A 19,063-nucleotide genomic window follows, 5' to 3' on the forward strand; every position below is an offset into this window, starting at 1 on the left:
GCTGCGGGCGGAAAACACAGGACGGATTGTCGCGATGGCGAGCGGACGCGGCAGCTGGAACACCGTGAAACATGTGGGAAAGGACGGGACGAATGACCGATGAGCTTGATGACATGATGGCCGCCATGGGCACGGCACGCACGGGCGGCAACGCCGATGCCGCGGCGGACAACCGCAAGGACGGTTCCGACGATGCCGACGCCGTGCAGCATACCGGTGCGGGCTTCGGCACGATGGGAGATATCGACATCGACCCCGCCGATAATCCGCATGCGCTGTTCCCCGGGGATACGAGCACGATGGATCTCGATGCGAGGACGGTCGCCATCAAGCTCAAGCGCGACAGGTTCATCACCGATGACGTGTATGAGACGGCTCTGGACCATGTGGATGATATTCGCCGTTCGCTCAACAATGATCTGCTCGAGCTGGTCGATATCCCGCGCTACCGAGTCATGTACGCGCGCCCGGTAGCGGCGGACGATCTGGGGGCGCGGTCCTTGAAGACCAGAGCATCGCTGACCCGCGAGGAAGCGGCTATGGTGGCCTTGCTGCGTATTCGCGTACTCGGCTACGAAAGCTCACGGGTGCCGGCGAAGGACTGGATCATCAGCGCGGACGACATTCGTGCCGCGCTGACCACGGGCGCCGGCTGGCTTGCCTCGCGCAATGACGAGGAAGGCGTGATGAAACGCATCGGCAGTGTGATTTCGCGTTGCACCACCTACGGGTATCTTGCCTCGGTGGAAGACACTGGTGACATGTATCGCATCACACCGCTGGTCCCCGCCGTGCTCACCCCTGAACTTGCCGAACAGTGGCTGGGCGAAAGCGGGGACAGCACCGCCGACGAGACGGATGTTCCTGAAGAAGATGCCCAGACTGATGCCGATGCGACCACTGCTGGAACCGACGAAGAAACGAGGTTGTGATGACCGACGAAGCATTGATGGCGGACCATTGGATGCTTGCCAGCCGCCAACTGGTCAATTGGGGATCGTATGAGGGCTACCACGTGTTCCGCCCGTCCATGGATCCGGTCATGCCGATTACGCTGCTCGCAGGCGCCAGCGAGTCCGGCAAATCCACGCTGGTGGACGCACAGAATTCCCTGCTTTACCCTGCCGGTACGGCCTTCAACAAGGCATCGAATTCAGGGCGTTCCGAACGCAGCGACTACACGTATCTGCGTGGCATGACCGCCGTGGCGGATGACGCGGAGGGCGGGACGGCTGTCTATCTGCGCGGTTCTGCCGAGGACGGTACGCCGACCGCGGTGTGGGGCGCGATTGTGGACACGTATGTGAACCGTATGGGCGGTGAGACGCTCTCATGCGCGAAATTCCTGTACCTGTCCCCCGGTGACGAGCGCGGTAGCGTGCGGCGCCAATACGTGTCTTGGAATCATGAGATCGACCCGCGCAAGATGGACGGGTACCGGTCCTCGCCGTTCACCGCCGACCAGTTGCGCAAGGTGTACCCGGGGTGCGCGGTGGTTTCGAACGCCGAGATCTTCCATGAATCCGTGTGGACACGCATGGGACTGAAAGCGGCCGCATGCCGGTTGCTGTACAAAATCCAATCTGCGGATGCGCCTTCGCGGCTGGACGATATTTTCAAGCAAGGTGTGCTCGATGTCCCGAACGCGTTGGTCAAGGCGCGCGAAGCGGTTGAAGATTACGACCGGTACGCCGAGAACTTCCACAGTATGGAAGAAAACGTCCGGCAGATGGACGCATTGCGCGAAATCCGCGACGAATACGCCGAATACCACAAGGCGGCAGAGCAGACCCGCGATCTGCACGTCGCCGACCCGCAAGATGATGCCGGACTGGCGACGCTGAGTTCGTGGGTGTTTTCCCGATTGGCTGCCGCCGTGCGCGAACAGTTGCCGCAAGACCGTCAACAGCTGGAACGGCAGCAGGAACAGTGCCAGAAGGCCGATGCGACAGTCAAGGACGTGCGGCGCGAACTCGACGAAGTCAGCGAGATGATGCACGGCGCCGGCGGCGACACCTTGACTCATCTGGAAAACGAGCGTGCACAAGCAATGCAGGAACTTGAACGGATGCGTCACACCGTCGGACGCATCCGGCAGGCGTTCACCCGGGCGGACGAGCCGATGCCCCAATCCGAGACGTCATGGGAACAGCGCCGGCAGGAAGCCCAAGATTTCATCGAAGACGCGGATGCGCAACGCGCTGAGCTCGAGCGTCAGCGGGACGCTTACGTCGTCCGCCGCAAAGGCATTACGGACCGTCTCGACCCGATCAAGCGCGATTTCGAACGGCAAAGCCGCAAACGCACCCGTATCACGCAAGAAATGGAAGACGACCGGGCAGCAATCGCGCAAGCGACCGGACTGAGCGAACGCGATCTGCCCTATGTCGCCGAGCTGATGGACGTGCGCAAAGACGAAGAACGGTGGCGTACCGCGATGAACGTGGCTTATGGGCCTATCGCGCAAATCATTCTGGTCGATCGTCGCCGTGAGCAGGGGTTCGCCCGCAAAGTCAGCACCATCGACCCGTCAACCATGTTCCGTCGCACTTGGCAGTTCATCGATATTGACAATATCGACGATCGAAACGGCACCCGCGAACATGGGGAGGACGGCGAGCGCAACGACCGTCTGTCCGGCAAACTGCGGTTCCGCGAGGATTCTCCATTCCTGGGATGGCTGCGCGAGCAAACCTCGTCGCGACGGCTTGACGCGCTGTGCGTCGAACATATCGACGACGCCGACACCGCCCGGCAAATCCAGCCGGACGGGCAGATCAAAGCCGGTCAGCGTGGCTCGTATGGCACCAAAGGCATCAACAATGTCATCGGTTTCGCCGACGAAGCGTACCTGCGAGGGCTGAAACAGCAGATCGACCGTCTGTCCGAACAGCTCAGACAGTGCGACTTGGATGGGGAAGACATCAAACGTCAGCAAAGTCATCTGGATGAATTGCGCACGTTGTCTTCCCAAATCGCTGATCTTCCGTGGACGGAAGTTGACGAAGCCGGCACCGAAGCGAAAGTGGAACGTCTCGAGCACGACATCGACACGCTGCGGGGCGATCCGAAACTCGCCCAACTCGCCGAACGGCGTGACCGGCTCCAGCACACGTTGCAGGACGCGATGGCATCGCAGACGAAGGCACAATTCGCCGCCGCCAACGCGCAACAGGCCGTCGATGCCGCCGAAGCGTGGCTGACCGAACGCGCAGGGCAGATCACCGACACTCCGGAACAACCGACGCTGCCGGATGCCGTCGCCGAACTGCTGTCCACCGCGTACAGTGCGGCGACCGGTTCTGTGGCCGGCGAACTGGCCCATATGACCGTCCTGCCTGGGCAACCTGGAATCCGCCGGTTCGACGAGCGGGTGCTCGCCATGGTGGGCAATGCGATCACCAAGCGCATCAGCGACACGGCAGCGCAATCCAACAAAGCGCGGACATCCGTCGAACGGCGCATGTCCGACTATCTTGCCCGTTGGGCCGCAGACGACACAACCGTCACTCCTACGGCGGCCGACTACCGGTATTACGAGGACGAGTTGGAGGATCTGTCCAAGATTGTGACCAAGACGGCGACTGCCGAAGAAATCGCCAACAGTGTCGACAAGATGCAGCGCGATTTCAGCGAATTGAGTATGAGCCTCGACAACGACCAGCGCGAAGTGCGCGACCAGCTCGACCGCATCAACTCCATGTTGCGCGACCAGCAGTTCGGCCCGCGTCACGGCAGTCTCACCCTCGATGTCACCATCAAGCCACGCAGCGCGTCCTTCAACGGCACGTTGCGCCGCACCATCGGGCGGCTCAACAGCTGGCAGGCCGAGCAACCGTCCGACACCGCTCCTGACAGCCGCAGCGCGAAACAGGCGTTCGACAGCTGCAAGCCCATGGTCGAACTCCTGCGTGACGAGCTGGCCAAAGTCCGCGACACCGCGGGAATCCGCCAGTACGGCGCCAGGGATCTTGATTCCCGCGCACGCAGTTCCTTCTACGCCGTCGTCCATCATGACGATGGCCCTGACGAACGTATCTCCTCGACCGGCGGCAAGTCCGGCGGCGCGTTGCAGGAACTCACATCCTTCGTCTATGGCGCTGCGCTCATCTATCTGTTGGGCGGCGATATCAGCGGACACCCCACCTACACCACGCTGTTCCTCGACGAGGCGCTGATCAAAGCGGATGGCCGGTACACGCAGCGCGCACTCGCAGTATTGCCGCGGCTGGGATTCCAAGTCATCGTGTCCGCGCCCGAAAGCAAAACCGGTGAGATCCTTGAAATGGCGACACGCGGCTATGTGGTGTTGAAGGACGAGGACCAGCATTCGCATTTGCAGGAGCTTGACTTGGTCGGCGCACACGCGGACGGCGGGCCGTTCGGCGAGCCCTCCAACCATCGCGCGGAATCTGCCGGCGATTCTGCCGGAGCGCAATGATGGCGGGTTCACGCGCACGCGGTGTAGATGCGGCGAAAGCGCCCGAGGCGATCCGCGACATCGTCGCAACATACCTGGCGCGGCACCGCTATGATGCCACGCCGGCATGGCCGTTGACCTTCACCGTGAGATGGCCGGACCAGCGCACACTGACCTCGCAAGCGCCCGACTGGCATAAAGCCAACAACACATTGCGCGACTGGGCGCAACACCAAGGTTGCCTGACGACACTGAAACGCCGGCTCATGGTCACGCCCGTAGCATTGATCGACACCGTCACCGTAGCGGATGAGGCCACGGCGTTGCGCGTGGTCGGTGGCCAGGGGGCACGGCAGTATCGCAAGGCGCGCACACGCATCGACCTGCTGACCCGCGAGCTCGGTGTTTCCCGTGAAACTTCGTCGGCCGTGGCGAAAACGCTGGATCGTGAATCCGATACGGATATCGCGCTGCTGATCCGAGCTGCGCGGTTCTTCGCCACCCATGATGCCGCCGGCATGACCCCACGGCAAGTTCCGCTCGCTGGATTCAGTGCGAAATGGCTCGATCAGACGCACATCAAACGGCGTGATGCCATATGCACCTTGTGCGGCAAGGATTCACTGGATTTTTCCGAACGTCCCACAGAATTGCGCATGCGGTGGCTCGATCCGGCGTACACCGACGAGCCGGAGATGGTGATCACCAAGGCATGGCAGCCCGCCCGTGAGCGCAAGGTCCGATTCGTCATCATTGTGGAGAACAAGGATACGTACCAAGGTATGCCGCCGGTCAGGGACGGGCTGTGCGTGTGGGGTTGCGGCAGGGCGATCGAAGCGTCGATCTCGTTGTTGCCGTGGCTTGGCGCTGCCTGCGAGGATAATTGCGGGGATGATTATGGGGCCCGGGTCGTGTATTGGGGCGATATGGATGCCGACGGCTTGGAAATCCTTGACGCCGTAAGGCAGGCTGGGGTGCGATGCCGGTCGCTGTTCATGGATATCGAGGCTTACGGACGGTACTCATGGTTCGGCACGAATCTCAAGCCCGAAGGCACTCCAATCGCGACGCGCGACCCCAAGGCAACGCCTACGCTCAATCCCGGCGAGCGCGAATTGTACCGGATGGTCTGCGGCGCCGGCTCTTCCGGCCGACCTGAGTACCTGCGCGTCGAACAGGAACGCATCCCGCTGGTCGACGCCGTCGATGTGCTGCGCTCATTCGGATGGCAGGTTATCAATCATCAATACGAGGAGGATCAATGACAGACACCACGCATCCGGCACCTGCACGGCTTGAGGTCGGGCAGACGGCCCCGGATTTCACACTTCCCTCTGACACGGGAGACACGGTTACGCTATCCGCGTTGCGCGGCAGGAATATCGTCCTGTATTTCTACCCGGCGGCGATGACCCCCGGTTGCACGACGGAAGCGTGCGATTTTCGCGATAATCTTGCCCGGCTGTCGGCGCGAGGATTCACCGTGCTTGGCGTGTCGAAGGATCCGATCGACAAGCTCACGCGCTTCCGGGAGCGGGACCACCTGACCTTCCCGCTGTTGTCAGACCCCGATTTGACCGTGCACCGCCTCTATGGCGCGTATGGCGAGAAAAAGCTGTACGGCAAAGTGCATGTAGGTGTGATTCGCTCGACATTCGTCATTGATGGTGACGGCATCATCCGCGTCGCGAAGTACAACGTGCGCGCGAAAGGGCATGTTGATGCGTTGTTGAAGACGCTCGACAAGCTCGATGATCAAGAGTGGATGCAGCGCTAAGCCGATCACGCCCAGTGGAACAACGATACGCCGCAGCGCGACCGGCAGTAGGCGTTGCCCAGCCATGTGTGCCGCGAGTTCGGCCACACCGCGCCCAAGCGAGGAGCGTTCTGGCTCATCCAGATGCTGGGGGCACGGCCGTCGGCGCTGCGCGATCCCAGCAGGTTGAACCCGTTCTTCTCCACCAACCAGTCCGGGTGCTGGGTGGCGATGGCGAGCCCTTCCTCAAGCGTGAGCGGCAGGCGTTCGTCGGAATCGATGAGTTTGCGCGCGACATCCGGTTCACGGTTGACATACGCCGTGCCGGTATGCGGATCGATGACCAGGTAGAACGGACCCTCTGGAGGCTCAAAACCGTCCTGCGGCAGGAAACTGGCGATATCGCGCGGCGGCATCGTTGTGAAACCCGCCATGCGGTTGATGCTGGTTCGCGAAATCAAGGATTCTGGGGACACCAGTTCGCGTGTCGGCACGAGCAGAATATTGGAGCCGAGATCGCTGTTGTCAAGCGCGCTGATGAGCGGACGTGCGAGGGCGCGGAATGCTTCGGCGCTCATATCGGCCACATCAGGGTAGCCGAGCGCGACAATGCGGTCGAGCTGTTTGAGTGCTTCCTGTGATGCGATGGACATACCCCCAAGTGTAGGACATCTGCATGAGCGGGCAACCGTCGATTACGCACTGAGGTCTCAGCCGGATTGGTGTAGGACATCCGCGTGAGGAGCAACGAATCGCATGCCGGCGGCGAGCCAACGACGCGTGCGGTTTTGCGTACCGGCGTTCCACCCCGCGGGAATCCGCAGATGCGCACCTATATGCTCTTGCCCGTGCGATGACGCCGCCAACTGCCGACAACTGCCGGCAATCATCGACACATCCGCGACAACTTGACGCAACCGGCACGACATCCAACACTCCCCGCACACCCCACACCCCGGCAACTCGCAGATACGCCCACAACCCACACTCCCCGTCTATCAATACCCCCAACAACCCACAGATATCCCAACATCCGCGACAATCCGACACAACCCGTACGACATCCAGCACACCCTGCGACACATCTCCCGCAAGAACTCCGGATTGTCAGTCCATCGTTCCGACACACCCATGTAAGTTTGCATGTCTCATGGTTCGTGGTATTCTATTCGAGTTGCCCGGTTACACGCATATGCGGGTTTCCGAAAGCAATGGAGGATTCGCCTAGTGGTCTATGGCGCACGCTTGGAAAGCGTGTTGGTGTAACAGCCTCACGAGTTCGAATCTCGTATCCTCCGCACGCAGGGTTTTGAGCGAAATCTCAAAACCCTTTTTTCATGCCGAAAAACGGCTCCATTCCGTTGATTCGCGACGATTCACACCGAACGCAGACTTACCTTCAAATGCCTTTTCGCACCGTCCGATAAGCCGATATCCGCGGTAGGGGAGGTGGTACGTACGGTAGGTCAGATCGGCGTACCACCTTCACGATTGGAGAGCCACATGGACATGCTTGATTCACGGCGCTGCCGTACAACTCGCGTATTCGAAGACAAAAGCAACGAGAAAAGAACTGGCCGATATTCAGGACGAAGCTTGAAATTCGCTAGTGCCACACTTCACAATTTAGTCAAAAAGGAATCTTGCAATGGCATGGCTCATCCCCTCGGGATCCCCATCAATATTTTTCACTCAATGAGTGCTTACGCCGACTCTCTCGTTCCCTTGACACTGCCCACTAGGTTCTCACTACTTCCCAATGGAGGTCAGTACGCAACTGCTGAATCGACACAAGTCTTGTGCTAATCAGCCTTGGCAAACACTGAATCGTCGCACAGCCGCAGCAATGACGCATTCTCCGCACAACGCGCTCATACGCATCCCATCCGCCAAACCCCAGGAAACTCAGCGCCGCTTCGCCTTACTAACCGCGCTGACCACTTCTTCCACAACAACGGCGAGCGCCATGCAGATCGCGCATACGAAACCCATCCACGGACCCATGCTTTCCCCGGTGTACGCCTCGCCGCGCTTGGTCAGTTCGTAGATGGGGATGCCGAACATCCTGACGGTCAGCGCACTGGCATTGGTGCGGTAGGCTTCCGTGTAGCCGAAGTAGATCGAGATGCCCATCAGCACCATTGCGATTGCGAATCCGACGGCTAGGGCGATAGCGATGCCTTTTTTCTTCATGAACCCCAATGGTACCCCCTTGATGCGATAGTCCGGGCATTGTCTCCGGGTCTGGCTTGCCCCGGTACACCGTTGTATTTCGCATTTGTGTAGTACCTCGCAATCTGTATCCCGCATTACCGGGTTCACAGAAGGCGGTACGGGCGAGTAGCGGCGTTGATATTCCGTGGCCCATACTTCGGATATCGCAGTTTTTGAACCCGCTAATGCAAGATATGGTTTGCGAGGTACTACAGAAATGCGAGATACACGCCAGAAGTGCCGATGATGCCGGCGGCTGCAGCGCCTCACCGCAGTCCGGCGGGACCGGCGAGGTAGGCCCGAGAACCGGCTAAGGCCGACAATGCCGGCCGGCCCGGCTCACTCAGAGGCCGCCGCCTTAGCCCCGGCCCCCTGCTGCGGGATCTTGCCTTCCCGCTCGGCGCGCTTGGCGACTTTCTTCGTCATCTTGGCCACCATCTCGGTGACGTTGAGCATCATCAGTACGCAGATCACCGCCATCGGAGTCCACTCGCCCGAAGGAAGCATTATCGTAAGGAGTATCAGCAAAACAACGATGTTGATAAGCACGAGATCGATGTCACCGAACGCTTTCTTGACATCCTTGACATCCTTGTTGTTCTTGTCGTTGGCCATTGTCGCTTCTTTCATTCATTCGATGCGCTCGGCTCGCACGCAAACGCACTATTGCGAAGCGGCTGCACGAGCATTGTGCAACAGGGAGAAGCACGACGGGCTTGAGCCCCCCCCCGAAGAACCGACGAGACCAGCTACGTGTACCGTGCATCACACTGTTAGTCTCAGATTACCCATATCGCGAACGTCCTCAAGAGATAGACACGCGGAATATAGGCAAATGTCACGGGTTTGTTGATTCGACTTGCAGTTCGCCGCCCATAACACCGCCAACGATGGCATTCGTGCGGACCGCCACTCACCGAACTCACCACCACTCAATGCGCGCAATCGACACGATACAGCGCCCAGCCGCGTCCATACCGCCCCAGATCGCGCACCTTGACAAGCGTGCCACTCCTCACATACCCGTCGATCAGCTTCTCGTCATGGAACATGTCGTACTGCTGACGGAAGGTGAACATCTGCAGGCTCGGCGCCTGGGGGCCCATCGCCAGGAAGTACACAGCTTCCCCATTGCCCAGCGGGCAGACGGTGCCCAACAGCCGGTCGCCCTCACCCGAAGCGAACGCCAGCTCCGTCTGTTCAAATTTCGCGCCGTTCTTCTCTTTCATCGGGTTGTATATCGGGTAGAACATGTTGGCGCCGTAGAGGCTGACGGCATACATCGAGCCGTTGAGCGGGTCGGAAATGATGACCGCGCGCGTGCCGGTCACCTTCACGACCTCACTGAGCGCGTGGTATTTGCTGGATGTCAGCTGCTCAGTCGGTCGGTCATCAGTCAGCTGCACATTGCGATAGACGGATTGCGACAACGCCGCCCGTTCCGTATTGCCGAACTGGCAGACGACGGCGAGCGCAGCCAGCACAACAACAACAACGATGCGCCGCAAGACGGCGCACGTCAGCCGAATACCCTGCTCCGTGCGCACACCGCCGTTCCACGGTGCCGGGACCGACACCGACGCATCTGTGCTTGCCGCCGCACACGCAGCAAACACGAGCAGCGGAATCATGCCGAACGGAATCATGCTCAGCGGCCGGGTGTCGGCGCGATACCACGCTGCGGCAACGATGTTGGGGAACCATCCGGTCAGCGAAGTCGAGCACACGAACAGCAGCATGAGCAACAACCAGGCAACGACCAAGGAGATCGCGTCTTTGCGGGTGTTGCGATATCCTCCGTCCTCGCCGTCATCATGCCGGAATACCGTCCGGGGACGTGCGATCACGAACCCGATGACCACCAGCGCAAGCACGGTCACGACAGCCATCAGCCAGCCGGCCGGGCCGGAAATGTTGTCTGTGATAAAGGTGCGGAGCGCTTCAGGCACGCTGCATGACGGCACAAAAGTGTGGAACCATGACGCCGGATTACTGTATCGGTTGGATTGGTAGGAGGCGCGCATGTATACGAACAGCGCGACCGCCCCGCACACGACCGCGCCGGCGAGCGCTGCGATCACTTTCCATGGCATGCGCAGCACGATGAACGGTGCCATAAGCAGCAGCCAGGAGAACACGATGCGCGGATGAGCGAATACGCACAGCCCACCAATAGCGATGAATCCCACAATCCACGGCCATATGCGTGGCTGCGCCGCTGCGGGCTGCCCCGTGTTGTCGTCTGTGTGGCGCCGCCATCGGTCGATCAGGGCATCGCATAAGCGCAGCGTGGCGTATAACCAATACGGCAGCAAGGACGTCGCCAATCCATAGGCGAATAGAGGCCCTCGGGCGAGCATGAGGAACGGATGGCTTGCCGAGGACACGGACAGCACGGGCACGATAATCGCCATTGCGCCGGAGAACAGGCGGCTGTCCACCAAACGCGTCCAGTATGTGGACAGCATCAGGACGCCAGCCGGCCACACGATCCCCGAAGTCACCAGCCATACGATGTTCACCGCCGCGTAGATCGGCATATCCGTGCCGAACACCGACGCCACCTTCACCAGCCCGGCGGCAAGCAGATGGAACAGCGGCGGATAATACGCGTCATTCGGCCACAGGTGCGTCGCTGCGCCAAGCCCCTCCTGAAGAATTCGGCGGATGAAATAATAATGTGCCGGAGCGTCAATCTGCTGCAACGGATAATGCCAGATCATCGACGTGTGCGGGAACCATCCCATCACCACGCCAAACGCAATACCCACCCCGATCACCGGCGGCATCCAACGAGCAAACTTCACCCCCTCATTCTATCGGAGCCGATGTGTGGCACGAATTGACCGCATACCAGCGAGACAGACCGCAAAAATCAGGACAATCCGCCGCGCATACGCCAAATTCAAGGATTTCTCAGCATTTCACAAGTACAATGTCAGTGTCGCGCAAGACTACATGAACGTAGACTAGCAATAGTGTTGGTATGGGATTATTGCCCCGCTGACTGGAGCGTCCCGGCCAACGCCATCATGTACGCACCCGGCGGCAAGCACCGCCAGAGACTGGAGAAGTACCGCATGTTCGTTCTCAAGAACGCATGGGCAGCGCTCAAACGCCACAAGTGGCGCTCACTGCTCACCACTATCACCGCCCTGATTGTCACCTTCGGAACGATGTTTTCCACTGCGGTCATCCAAGCAAGCGACACCGCGTACGGTTCCGGCTACGACGCCCAAAAACCGACGCTCGACCTGAAACTCAAGCAGTCCGTACAGTCGAAGTACAACGGCGCCGACTCCAGTTGGACCAAGAACTACCTGTCGTGGACGCAGTATTCCACCTACGCCAGCGCCGCGCAGAGCGCCAGCGTCAGCTTCACCTACACCTTCACCGAATCCGTGCCGGTCAGGCAGACATCCAAGTTCAAAGCGGTGGCGGGAACCGCCGACCAAGACGCCAGCAAGACGGGCGGCGAGTTCACGCTGCGCACCTTCTACAGCAAGGAAGCCGCCAAAGCCAACGCACAAGGCGCCTTCACCATCGTCAAGGGCAAGAACCTGTCCTACTCCACCTCCAGCACGGATTCGACTTCGGCGCTGATTTCGGAAACCGTCGCCAAGAAGAACAACCTCAAGGTCGGCGACACCTTCACCATCGCCAACCCCACCGACGCGAAGACCACCGTCAAGCTCAAGGTCGCCGGCATCTACCGCTACACGGACGGGAAGGCCGCCGCATCAACGAAACTCGCGAAAGACAATCGCGATAACGCGATTTTCGTCGGCTACTACGCCTTCGCCATCAACAACTTCGACACGACCACCGGCAAAGGATGGGCGGTTCCGGATCTCCAGGTCACCTTTACGCTTGACAGCGTGAGCGCGTACAAGAAGTTCGTCGCGCTGGTCAAGAAGGCGAAGCTGCCGACCGGCTACGAAATCGTCTCCACTTCGCTTGAGGCCTACACCGAAAGCATCAAGCCGCTGGGCAAGCTGGCAGAACGCTTGCGCATCGCACGTATTGTGCTGCTTATCGTCGGCGGGTTGTTGCTGATCGTACTGGTGGCGCTCGGTTTGGTGCACCGCCGAGGCGAAATCGCAACCGCCATGCTGGTCGGCGTCACCAAGGCGCGCATCGCATGGCAGTTCATGTTGGAAGTGCTGTTCCCCACGGTATTCGGCTTCGCGATCGGCACACTGGCAGGCGGATTCGGCACCACGCCCCTCGCCCATCAGCTCGCCGGCGGGTATGACGTGACGATATCCGCGAGCCTCGTGTGGCAGACCATCGGCTACGGCCTGCTCGTCTGCTTGGTGTTGTCGTTCATCGCCATGTTCCGTGTCGTCGCCGTGCGCAGGATCACCTTGTTCGCGCCGCGCGCCACTCCCGCCACGCAACCCATCGAAGACACCGCAGACACCACTGCCCCGGCGCCACAGGCCGAACAAACCAAGGAGGAATCCAAGTGAGCGAGAACAACGAGCCCGTCAAGGCCGACCAGATCGAACAGCTGGACGAATCCACGGAAGCCGTGCAATTCAGCGTCGTCATCGATGACACCGATACCGCGGATGACACCGTTGCGACGGATGAGCACCCTGCGGATTCTGCCGACGTCGATACCGACGCAGATGCCGACGCGCAAACCGACACCAAGGCAGCCGCCACAGGCAGCGACGACGCGGCACACACCCCGCACGCCCGCAGCGCGCGGACGGTAGCACACGCCGACACCGCGACCCGCGCTTCGTCCCACATCGACAAGGAGCTGCGCCATCGTCGTCACGTCACGCTGAAGGCGTATCCGTCGTTCGCGTTCAACAACGTCATCCTCAGCAACCGCAAAACCGGCCGTGACGTCCTCGACAACATCAGCATGGACTGCTACAACGGCCGCACCTACGCGATCATGGTCGACCCCGATGACGCCGAACAGCGCGCCGGATTCATGGCCGTCGCATCAGGCATGGTGTTCCCGACCGGCGGCAGGGTCATGCTGAAAAGCACCGACCTCGCGTCCTTCGACCCGGCTGAAGCGCGCGCGCACCGTCTTGGCGTGGTGCCGCAACGCTATGCAATTCGCGATGACCTGGACGCCATTGACAACCTCGTATACACGATGGACGCATCCGGCCGCAACTTCCTGCAGCCCAAGCCCGATATCGCGCGCGACCTGTTGGACCAGACCGATTTCGGCGATGGCAGCGAGCTCGCCACAGAGAACTATGAAGCGCTCGTCCACACCCCCGCAGGCAAGCTCAGGGAAATCGACCGCAGGCGGCTGGCCATCGCACGTGCCATCTGCTGCGAAGCCGGGATTTTGCTGCTTGACGAGCCGACTGGCGGTCTGGATGCGGATGACGCCGCAACCATCCTCGATCTGCTCAACAGTCTCGCCCACCCGAACCGGCAGACCGCGGATACCGGGCGTTGCGTGATCATCGTCACCGACAACGACGAGGTGGCCGACGCTTGCGACGAGGCGTTCACCCTGTACGAGTAGGCGTTCGGCGGGCAGCCGCCAACCCGCTGATATAAGCATGGCCTGCATCCCCGGCATTGAGGATGCAGGCCATGCTTTTCATCATCAGCGTGCCATGCGGTCAAAGGCTCAGTACCCCTGAATCCAGCTCCGTGCCGCGCTCACACCACACGCTGGTGGAACCGCTCGGCCAGCGCCGGAATATCCGGCTCGCCGTACTTCTCCACCAAATCAAGCCAGGCGCGACGGTTCTCTTCGCCGAATCGGGCGGCCTTGTCCGCGTAGGATTGCGCGGTCAGGAATTTCGGGGGTACGGATTTGCTGTTGTACTTGTCCGCAACCATCACCACTTCCTGCTCGAGATTCAGCGGAACGTAATCCGCCGGCGGCAATGGCAGCCCCTGTCGGATGACCTCATCCTTCGTCAGCCCCACGCCTGTATGGTTGCGCGCGAATTGGGCAATGGATTCGTCCACTCCCTCATCCAGCAGATACTGGTAGCCGAGCAATCCGTGCTTGATATAGCGCGGACCGTCGAATTTCAACGGTTCGCCGTCGGAGCCGTCCTGTTTGAGCACGCGATACGTGCCGATATCGTGCAGCAGCCCGCCAATCACGACGAGGTTTTCGTCCAACAGTCTCGGCGGGATCTCGCCGCCGGTGATGCCGTCGGATGCAGCGGCTTGCGACGGGTCAGGACGTCCGGATTGGTCTTTCGGCAGCGTGCAGCGTCGCACGAACAACGCGTTCTGATGCCGGACGATTTCGCGGGCGATGGTCGCGACGATGACGCAATGCGTGTGTATCAAATCGTATGCGGCCTGCGATGGCGCGATTTTCCTGTGCAACTCATCAACTTGGGCCAATGTCGGAACATATCCACTCATACGGTCCATTGTAGGGAGCGAGCCGAATCCCCTCCGCCCATTGCGCCAGAAGCGCTCCCTCACACACAAACCAGCTACGCAACACGCCCTCCCAGCATCACCGGTTTAAGTAGGCACACAAACCAGCTACGCCCAGGAGCCCGCCAGCGTAGACAGTTTGGGTAGGCACACAAACCAGCTACACCCACAGGCCCACTAGCGTAAACAGTCTGGGCAGACACACAAACCAGCTACACCCAGAAGCCCGCCAGCGTAAACAGTCTGGGCAGACACACAAACCAGCTACACCCACAAGCCCGCCAGCGTAAACAGTCTGGGCAGACACACAAACCAGCTACACCCACAAGCCCGCCAGCGTAAACAGTCTGGGCAGACACACAAACCAGCTACACCCACAGGCCCGCCAGCGTAAACAGTCTGGGCAGACACACAAACCAGCTACACCCACAGGCCCGCCAGCGTAAACAGTCTGGGCAGACACACAAACCAGCTACACCCACAAGCCCGCCAGCGTAAACGGTTTGTGGGTTAGGGCGAACTCTCAGATGGTTTCGAGACGGAAATCACCGGTACGATTCGAAGCGACGATCATTTCATCGTTGTTCAGCTCCGTCCAACCGTCAGCCTCACTCTGCGGGAAGCCGGAACTGGCGACAACCACGCCTTCGGAGGTCCCGTCAACCCCTAGAATCCGCCGATACCTGATAACGCGATAGTCAATGGCATGCTGCTGCCAACCGTACCCTGAGTAAACCTCCATGATGCGCGACGGCACCTCGGTCCGCCCCGAAGCCCGCAACGCGACCAGCTGGTCGCCGCTTTGAATCATGCAGTTGTAACTGGATTTCGGATACGTCTGCCGCAGTTCGCGCACCGCCTGAGCGACTGCCTCATCCAGTGGGAAACCAAAACCGATATACTCCAGAATCACCGCGAAGAACACCGCGGAATCGCTGCGACCCCCCGTGGACAGGAACACGCTGTGGTCCACAGGAAAGTCACGGTTTTCAATAATGTTGCGGCCGTGTTCATCCGAAATATCGCCGTTATGGATGAAACTCAACCCGTTGGCGAAGAACGGCTGTTGGTTCTCCAGAATCAGCGGCAGATGGGAGCTGGCGAGGCGGAAATGCCACAATGCTCCGCGTGCCGGCTGTTTGGCGAGATCCTCAAATACGGGATCATGCAACGCAGACGTCGTTGTTTTGTACAGACGCGTACCGGTTTCCGGCGAAGGCGCGCCGCCATCCCTACGGTATGGCGGTTCCTGGGGCGTGCGCAGCGAAGCGGTGCCCCAGCCGTCATTGTGGACTGCGCTCATCGCGCGAAAGTCCGTGACAGCCTGACCGCCCAGCACATCCTCCAGACTGCGGTTGATACCCGCAGTCGCATAACCCAGTAATCTGCACATATTCATCCACTCTAACGGTAAGTAGGACACCGCCTGTGCGCGCGGCTATAGAGGTTTGTTATAGCGTTATAGCCAAGGGCCGCCCGCCATGCCCTGCGCTCAACAGCGCAGCAGACATGGCGAACGGCCCTCAGTATCACACGTCGGCGCCCAACCCGGCGCTCACCACCCGGCGCTCACCACCCGACGCCTATCACATGCGATGACAAGCCGCAAATATGCGACGGGCGATGCGGCAAAAATGCCACCGGCCGCGATTGGCTTACTTCTCGCCGCCGTGATGGCCTGATCCGGTTTGTTTCGACACTCCACCGGCCTTGCCCGGATGGTGTTGCGTCGTCGGCTTCGCCTGTTTCGAGGCCTGATTCGCGGCGGGCTTGACTGCAGACGGTTTCGCCGCCTGTGGTTTTGCGACAGATTGCTTGGCGCCGCCAGCCGGCTTGGCCGCGGGCTTTGCGCCACCTGACTTGGCCGCCTGGCTCTCTGCTTTCGCCGATGCCTTGGTTTCCTTGGCATCCTTGGTCTCCTTGGATGCGGCGGATTTCGTCGAAGACTTCGTCAGCGCGAGCACATCCTCACTCGACTCAATCTGGCGCAGATTATTCGCCTCGCGTTTCAGTCTCGGAGGCCGACGCGTCGACAGGAACAGCGGCTGCACCTCAATCAGCGGATTGTACGGCGCCAGGCCGAACCACTTGACCGGCGAACCCGCCGCGTGACGAATCGCGTATTTCATCTGCAGAGACAACGCACCACGCTGCGAAATCGTAGATTCCGGCATCAGCGCCTTGTGAATCAGCACATACTTGATCGTGCCCACACCCGGATCGGCGTCGAGCTTCGGATATTGCGACTTCTGCTGCGGCAGTTCACCCGTATGCTCCAAATCATGCATGATCTGGTGGATATATGCAGGAATGGACTGAGAAACCTTGAAACCAAGCCGAATCTTCACTCTGAACAGATAATCGGTACCGAAATCCTCCACCGAATACTCGCGAGTGAACGGCTCGTCGGTCGTCTGCACGGACACCGCCCACCATGCGCGCGCACGCTTGGGGTGGTCAGCGAAAATCGAGAAGAAGATATCCGTATCAAGACGCTTCATCTCGCTGTCGGATGTCAGATACACGATGTTGTCCGCGAAATACGGGATGCGGAAGTCGCCATGCAGTTTCTCGAGCGCCGGCAGGAAATCCTTGCGCTTCATATGGCGACGCTGCGACCGTTCGATCTTCGTGCCGTCATTCCACGTGACCATGATCATCAGAATCAGCAAGGTCAGCAGCATGGTGAACCAGCCGCCATGCATGAACTTCGCCATCGATGCGATGAAGAACATGATCTGGATGGACAGGAACACGATCGAGAACACGATCGCCCCGACCTTGTGCCGGTTGTACCACATGTACACGGCGAGCAGCACGGTGGTGGTGATCATCGTGATGGTCAGCGCAAGACCGTACGCGGCGGAAATATGCTCCGAATCACGGAACAGGAACAGCACGGCAAGCGTGGAGACGCACAGCACGCCGTTGACCACCGGAATATACAGCTGGCCGCGCGTACGAGCCGGGTAGCGCACCTGAAGATGCGGCATCCAGTTGAGACCGGTGGCTTCGGCGACCATGGTGAACGCGCCGGTAATCAGCGCCTGCGAAGCGATAATGCCTGCGGTGACCGACAGCGCGACCGCAATATACCGCACGCCCGGGCTCATCATCTGGAAGAACGGGTTCAGGCTGTCTACGTTCTCAAGCGCAGGATTGTGCTGATTGCGCAGCATCCACGCACCCTGTCCGAAGTAGTTGAACACGAGCGCGACTTTGATGAACGGCCAAGTGAAGTAAATATTGCCGCGGCCGACGTGACCCATATCCGAATACAAGGCTTCCGCACCCGTGGTCGACAGGAAGACCGTGCCCATGAGCGCAATGCCCGCCGCATTATGCGGGCTGAACAGGAAGCGGATGCCGTACACCGGGTTGAGTGCGGCGAATACGCTCCAATCATTGCCCAGGTTGAACACGCCCACGACGGCGAGGAAGGCGAACCACACCATCACGATACTGCCGAAAACGCGCCCGATGCTTTCCGTACCGCGTGACTGCACCGAAAACAGCAGCAGGATGATGACCGCGGTGATGATCATCGTCAGATTCGCGTCTTCCCGGAACAACGGTTCGAACACCGGAATGGTTTTCAGGCCTTCGACTGCCGAAGAAATCGACACGGCCGGGGTCAGCACTGAATCTGCGAGGAACGCGGCGCCGCCGAGCATGGCGGGGATCGCCAGCCAGGCACCGTATTTGCGGATCAACGAGTATAGGGCGAAAATACCGCCTTCGCCCTTGTTGTCGATGCGCATGGCGATCAGCACGTATTTTACGGTGGTGATCAGTGTGATTGACCAGAACACGAGGGACAGCACGCCGAGGATTGCTTCCCTGTCAGCATGCTGGATGCCGCCTTGGCCATTGAGGAAGGTCTGCATCGTGTACAGCGGCGACGTACCGATATCGCCGTACACCACACCCAGGGCGACAATCGCCATGGTGAATGTGACTTTGTTCGGACCGGACTGCACTCGCGTCCACCAGCGGCCGATAGCCCCCTTGGTCGCGGTTTTCGCGAGTTTCTCCGCTTCCTTATGCTCTTCTTCTTGCTGCTTGGCGATTACCTCGCGCTCTTCCTTGGTCGTCGTCTTGCGGGAGACCTTGGGCGCGTTGGTGAAGGTATCGGCCTTCAGCAACGTCTCACGCATACGTTCGTCAGCCTTCTGCTCTTCTGATTGCGTAGACTGATTGGCGGTATGCGAAGATTCACGCTGCCGTGATTCCGCCATAACATTTCCTCCATCGGCGGGGACCTTCCCCGCTCGTGAACTCTC

General features: G+C 60.0%; 13 protein-coding genes and 1 tRNA gene. 7 read left to right on the forward strand and 7 right to left on the reverse strand.

Translation table 11 applies throughout. From position 1 onward, the window contains the following. Positions 1-92: 92 nt before the first annotated feature. Genes DSM100238_RS05345 through bcp form a run of 4 tightly spaced genes read left to right on the forward strand, consistent with a single transcriptional unit; the run spans position 93 to position 6,197 of the window. Positions 93-932: a DUF4194 domain-containing protein gene (locus tag DSM100238_RS05345; protein ID WP_152355662.1), complete on the forward strand. Its 840-nt coding sequence runs from the start codon at positions 93-95 to the stop codon at positions 930-932. Next, positions 932-4,441, forward strand: coding sequence for an ATP-binding protein (locus DSM100238_RS05350; RefSeq protein ID WP_152355663.1), 3,510 nt, complete (start codon positions 932-934; stop codon positions 4,439-4,441). The genes DSM100238_RS05345 and DSM100238_RS05350 overlap by 1 nt, the downstream gene beginning before the upstream one ends. Next, positions 4,438-5,685: a DUF3322 and DUF2220 domain-containing protein gene (locus DSM100238_RS05355; protein WP_152355664.1), complete on the forward strand. Its 1,248-nt coding sequence runs from the start codon at positions 4,438-4,440 to the stop codon at positions 5,683-5,685. The genes DSM100238_RS05350 and DSM100238_RS05355 overlap by 4 nt, the downstream gene beginning before the upstream one ends. After that, positions 5,682-6,197: a thioredoxin-dependent thiol peroxidase gene (bcp, locus tag DSM100238_RS05360; RefSeq protein WP_167511058.1), complete on the forward strand. Its 516-nt coding sequence runs from the start codon at positions 5,682-5,684 to the stop codon at positions 6,195-6,197. The genes DSM100238_RS05355 and bcp overlap by 4 nt, the downstream gene beginning before the upstream one ends. A 5-nt stretch (positions 6,198-6,202) precedes the next feature. On the opposite strand, the gene DSM100238_RS05365 is transcribed toward bcp, so the two are convergent. After that, a complete protein-coding gene (locus DSM100238_RS05365; RefSeq protein WP_152355666.1) occupies positions 6,203-6,829 on the reverse strand; it encodes a DUF5701 family protein in 627 nt (208 codons plus the stop codon). A 560-nt stretch (positions 6,830-7,389) separates the two neighbouring features. Between DSM100238_RS05365 and DSM100238_RS05370 the strand changes: the two genes are divergently transcribed. Next, a tRNA-Ser gene (locus tag DSM100238_RS05370) sits at positions 7,390-7,474 on the forward strand. A gap of 607 nt (positions 7,475-8,081) precedes the next feature. On the opposite strand, the gene DSM100238_RS05375 is transcribed toward DSM100238_RS05370, so the two are convergent. The 3 genes from DSM100238_RS05375 to DSM100238_RS05385 form a co-directional block, all read right to left on the reverse strand. Beyond that, a complete protein-coding gene (locus DSM100238_RS05375) occupies positions 8,082-8,369 on the reverse strand; it encodes a DUF5963 family protein (RefSeq protein WP_152355709.1) in 288 nt (95 codons plus the stop codon). Positions 8,370-8,729: 360 nt separating this feature from the next. Beyond that, the gene (locus DSM100238_RS05380) at positions 8,730-9,005 is read right to left on the reverse strand and encodes a hypothetical protein (protein ID WP_152355667.1); all 276 of its coding nucleotides are present in this window, start codon (positions 9,003-9,005) and stop codon (positions 8,730-8,732) included. 317 nt (positions 9,006-9,322) lie between these two features. Further along, complete coding sequence (locus tag DSM100238_RS05385) at positions 9,323-11,197, reverse strand: DUF6541 family protein (RefSeq protein ID WP_240812361.1); 1,875 nt, start codon at positions 11,195-11,197, stop codon at positions 9,323-9,325. A 171-nt stretch (positions 11,198-11,368) separates the two neighbouring features. Between DSM100238_RS05385 and DSM100238_RS05390 the strand changes: the two genes are divergently transcribed. Both DSM100238_RS05390 and DSM100238_RS05395 read left to right on the forward strand, forming a co-directional pair. Next, positions 11,369-12,862 carry an ABC transporter permease gene (locus DSM100238_RS05390; RefSeq protein ID WP_167511059.1) on the forward strand — a complete coding sequence of 498 codons (1,494 nt, stop codon included), beginning with the start codon at positions 11,369-11,371 and terminating at the stop codon, positions 12,860-12,862. Beyond that, a complete protein-coding gene (locus DSM100238_RS05395; RefSeq protein WP_152355669.1) occupies positions 12,859-13,896 on the forward strand; it encodes an ATP-binding cassette domain-containing protein in 1,038 nt (345 codons plus the stop codon). Before DSM100238_RS05390 ends, DSM100238_RS05395 begins: the two co-directional genes overlap by 4 nt. A gap of 140 nt (positions 13,897-14,036) precedes the next feature. Here the strand turns inward: DSM100238_RS05395 and DSM100238_RS05400 are convergent, their stop codons facing one another. From DSM100238_RS05400 to DSM100238_RS05410, 3 genes are all read right to left on the reverse strand, one after another. Continuing rightward, a complete protein-coding gene (locus tag DSM100238_RS05400) occupies positions 14,037-14,762 on the reverse strand; it encodes an HD domain-containing protein (protein ID WP_152355670.1) in 726 nt (241 codons plus the stop codon). Positions 14,763-15,303: 541 nt separating this feature from the next. Continuing rightward, positions 15,304-16,173, reverse strand: coding sequence for a class II glutamine amidotransferase (locus DSM100238_RS05405; protein WP_152355671.1), 870 nt, complete (start codon positions 16,171-16,173; stop codon positions 15,304-15,306). Between the two features lie 262 nt (positions 16,174-16,435). Next, positions 16,436-18,937 carry a KUP/HAK/KT family potassium transporter gene (locus DSM100238_RS05410; RefSeq protein ID WP_240812369.1) on the reverse strand — a complete coding sequence of 834 codons (2,502 nt, stop codon included), beginning with the start codon at positions 18,935-18,937 and terminating at the stop codon, positions 16,436-16,438. Between the last annotated feature and the right edge of the window lie 126 nt (positions 18,938-19,063).

It is taken from the genome of Bifidobacterium apri (assembly GCF_009299485.1).
Lineage (GTDB): Bacteria > Actinomycetota > Actinomycetes > Actinomycetales > Bifidobacteriaceae > Bifidobacterium > Bifidobacterium apri.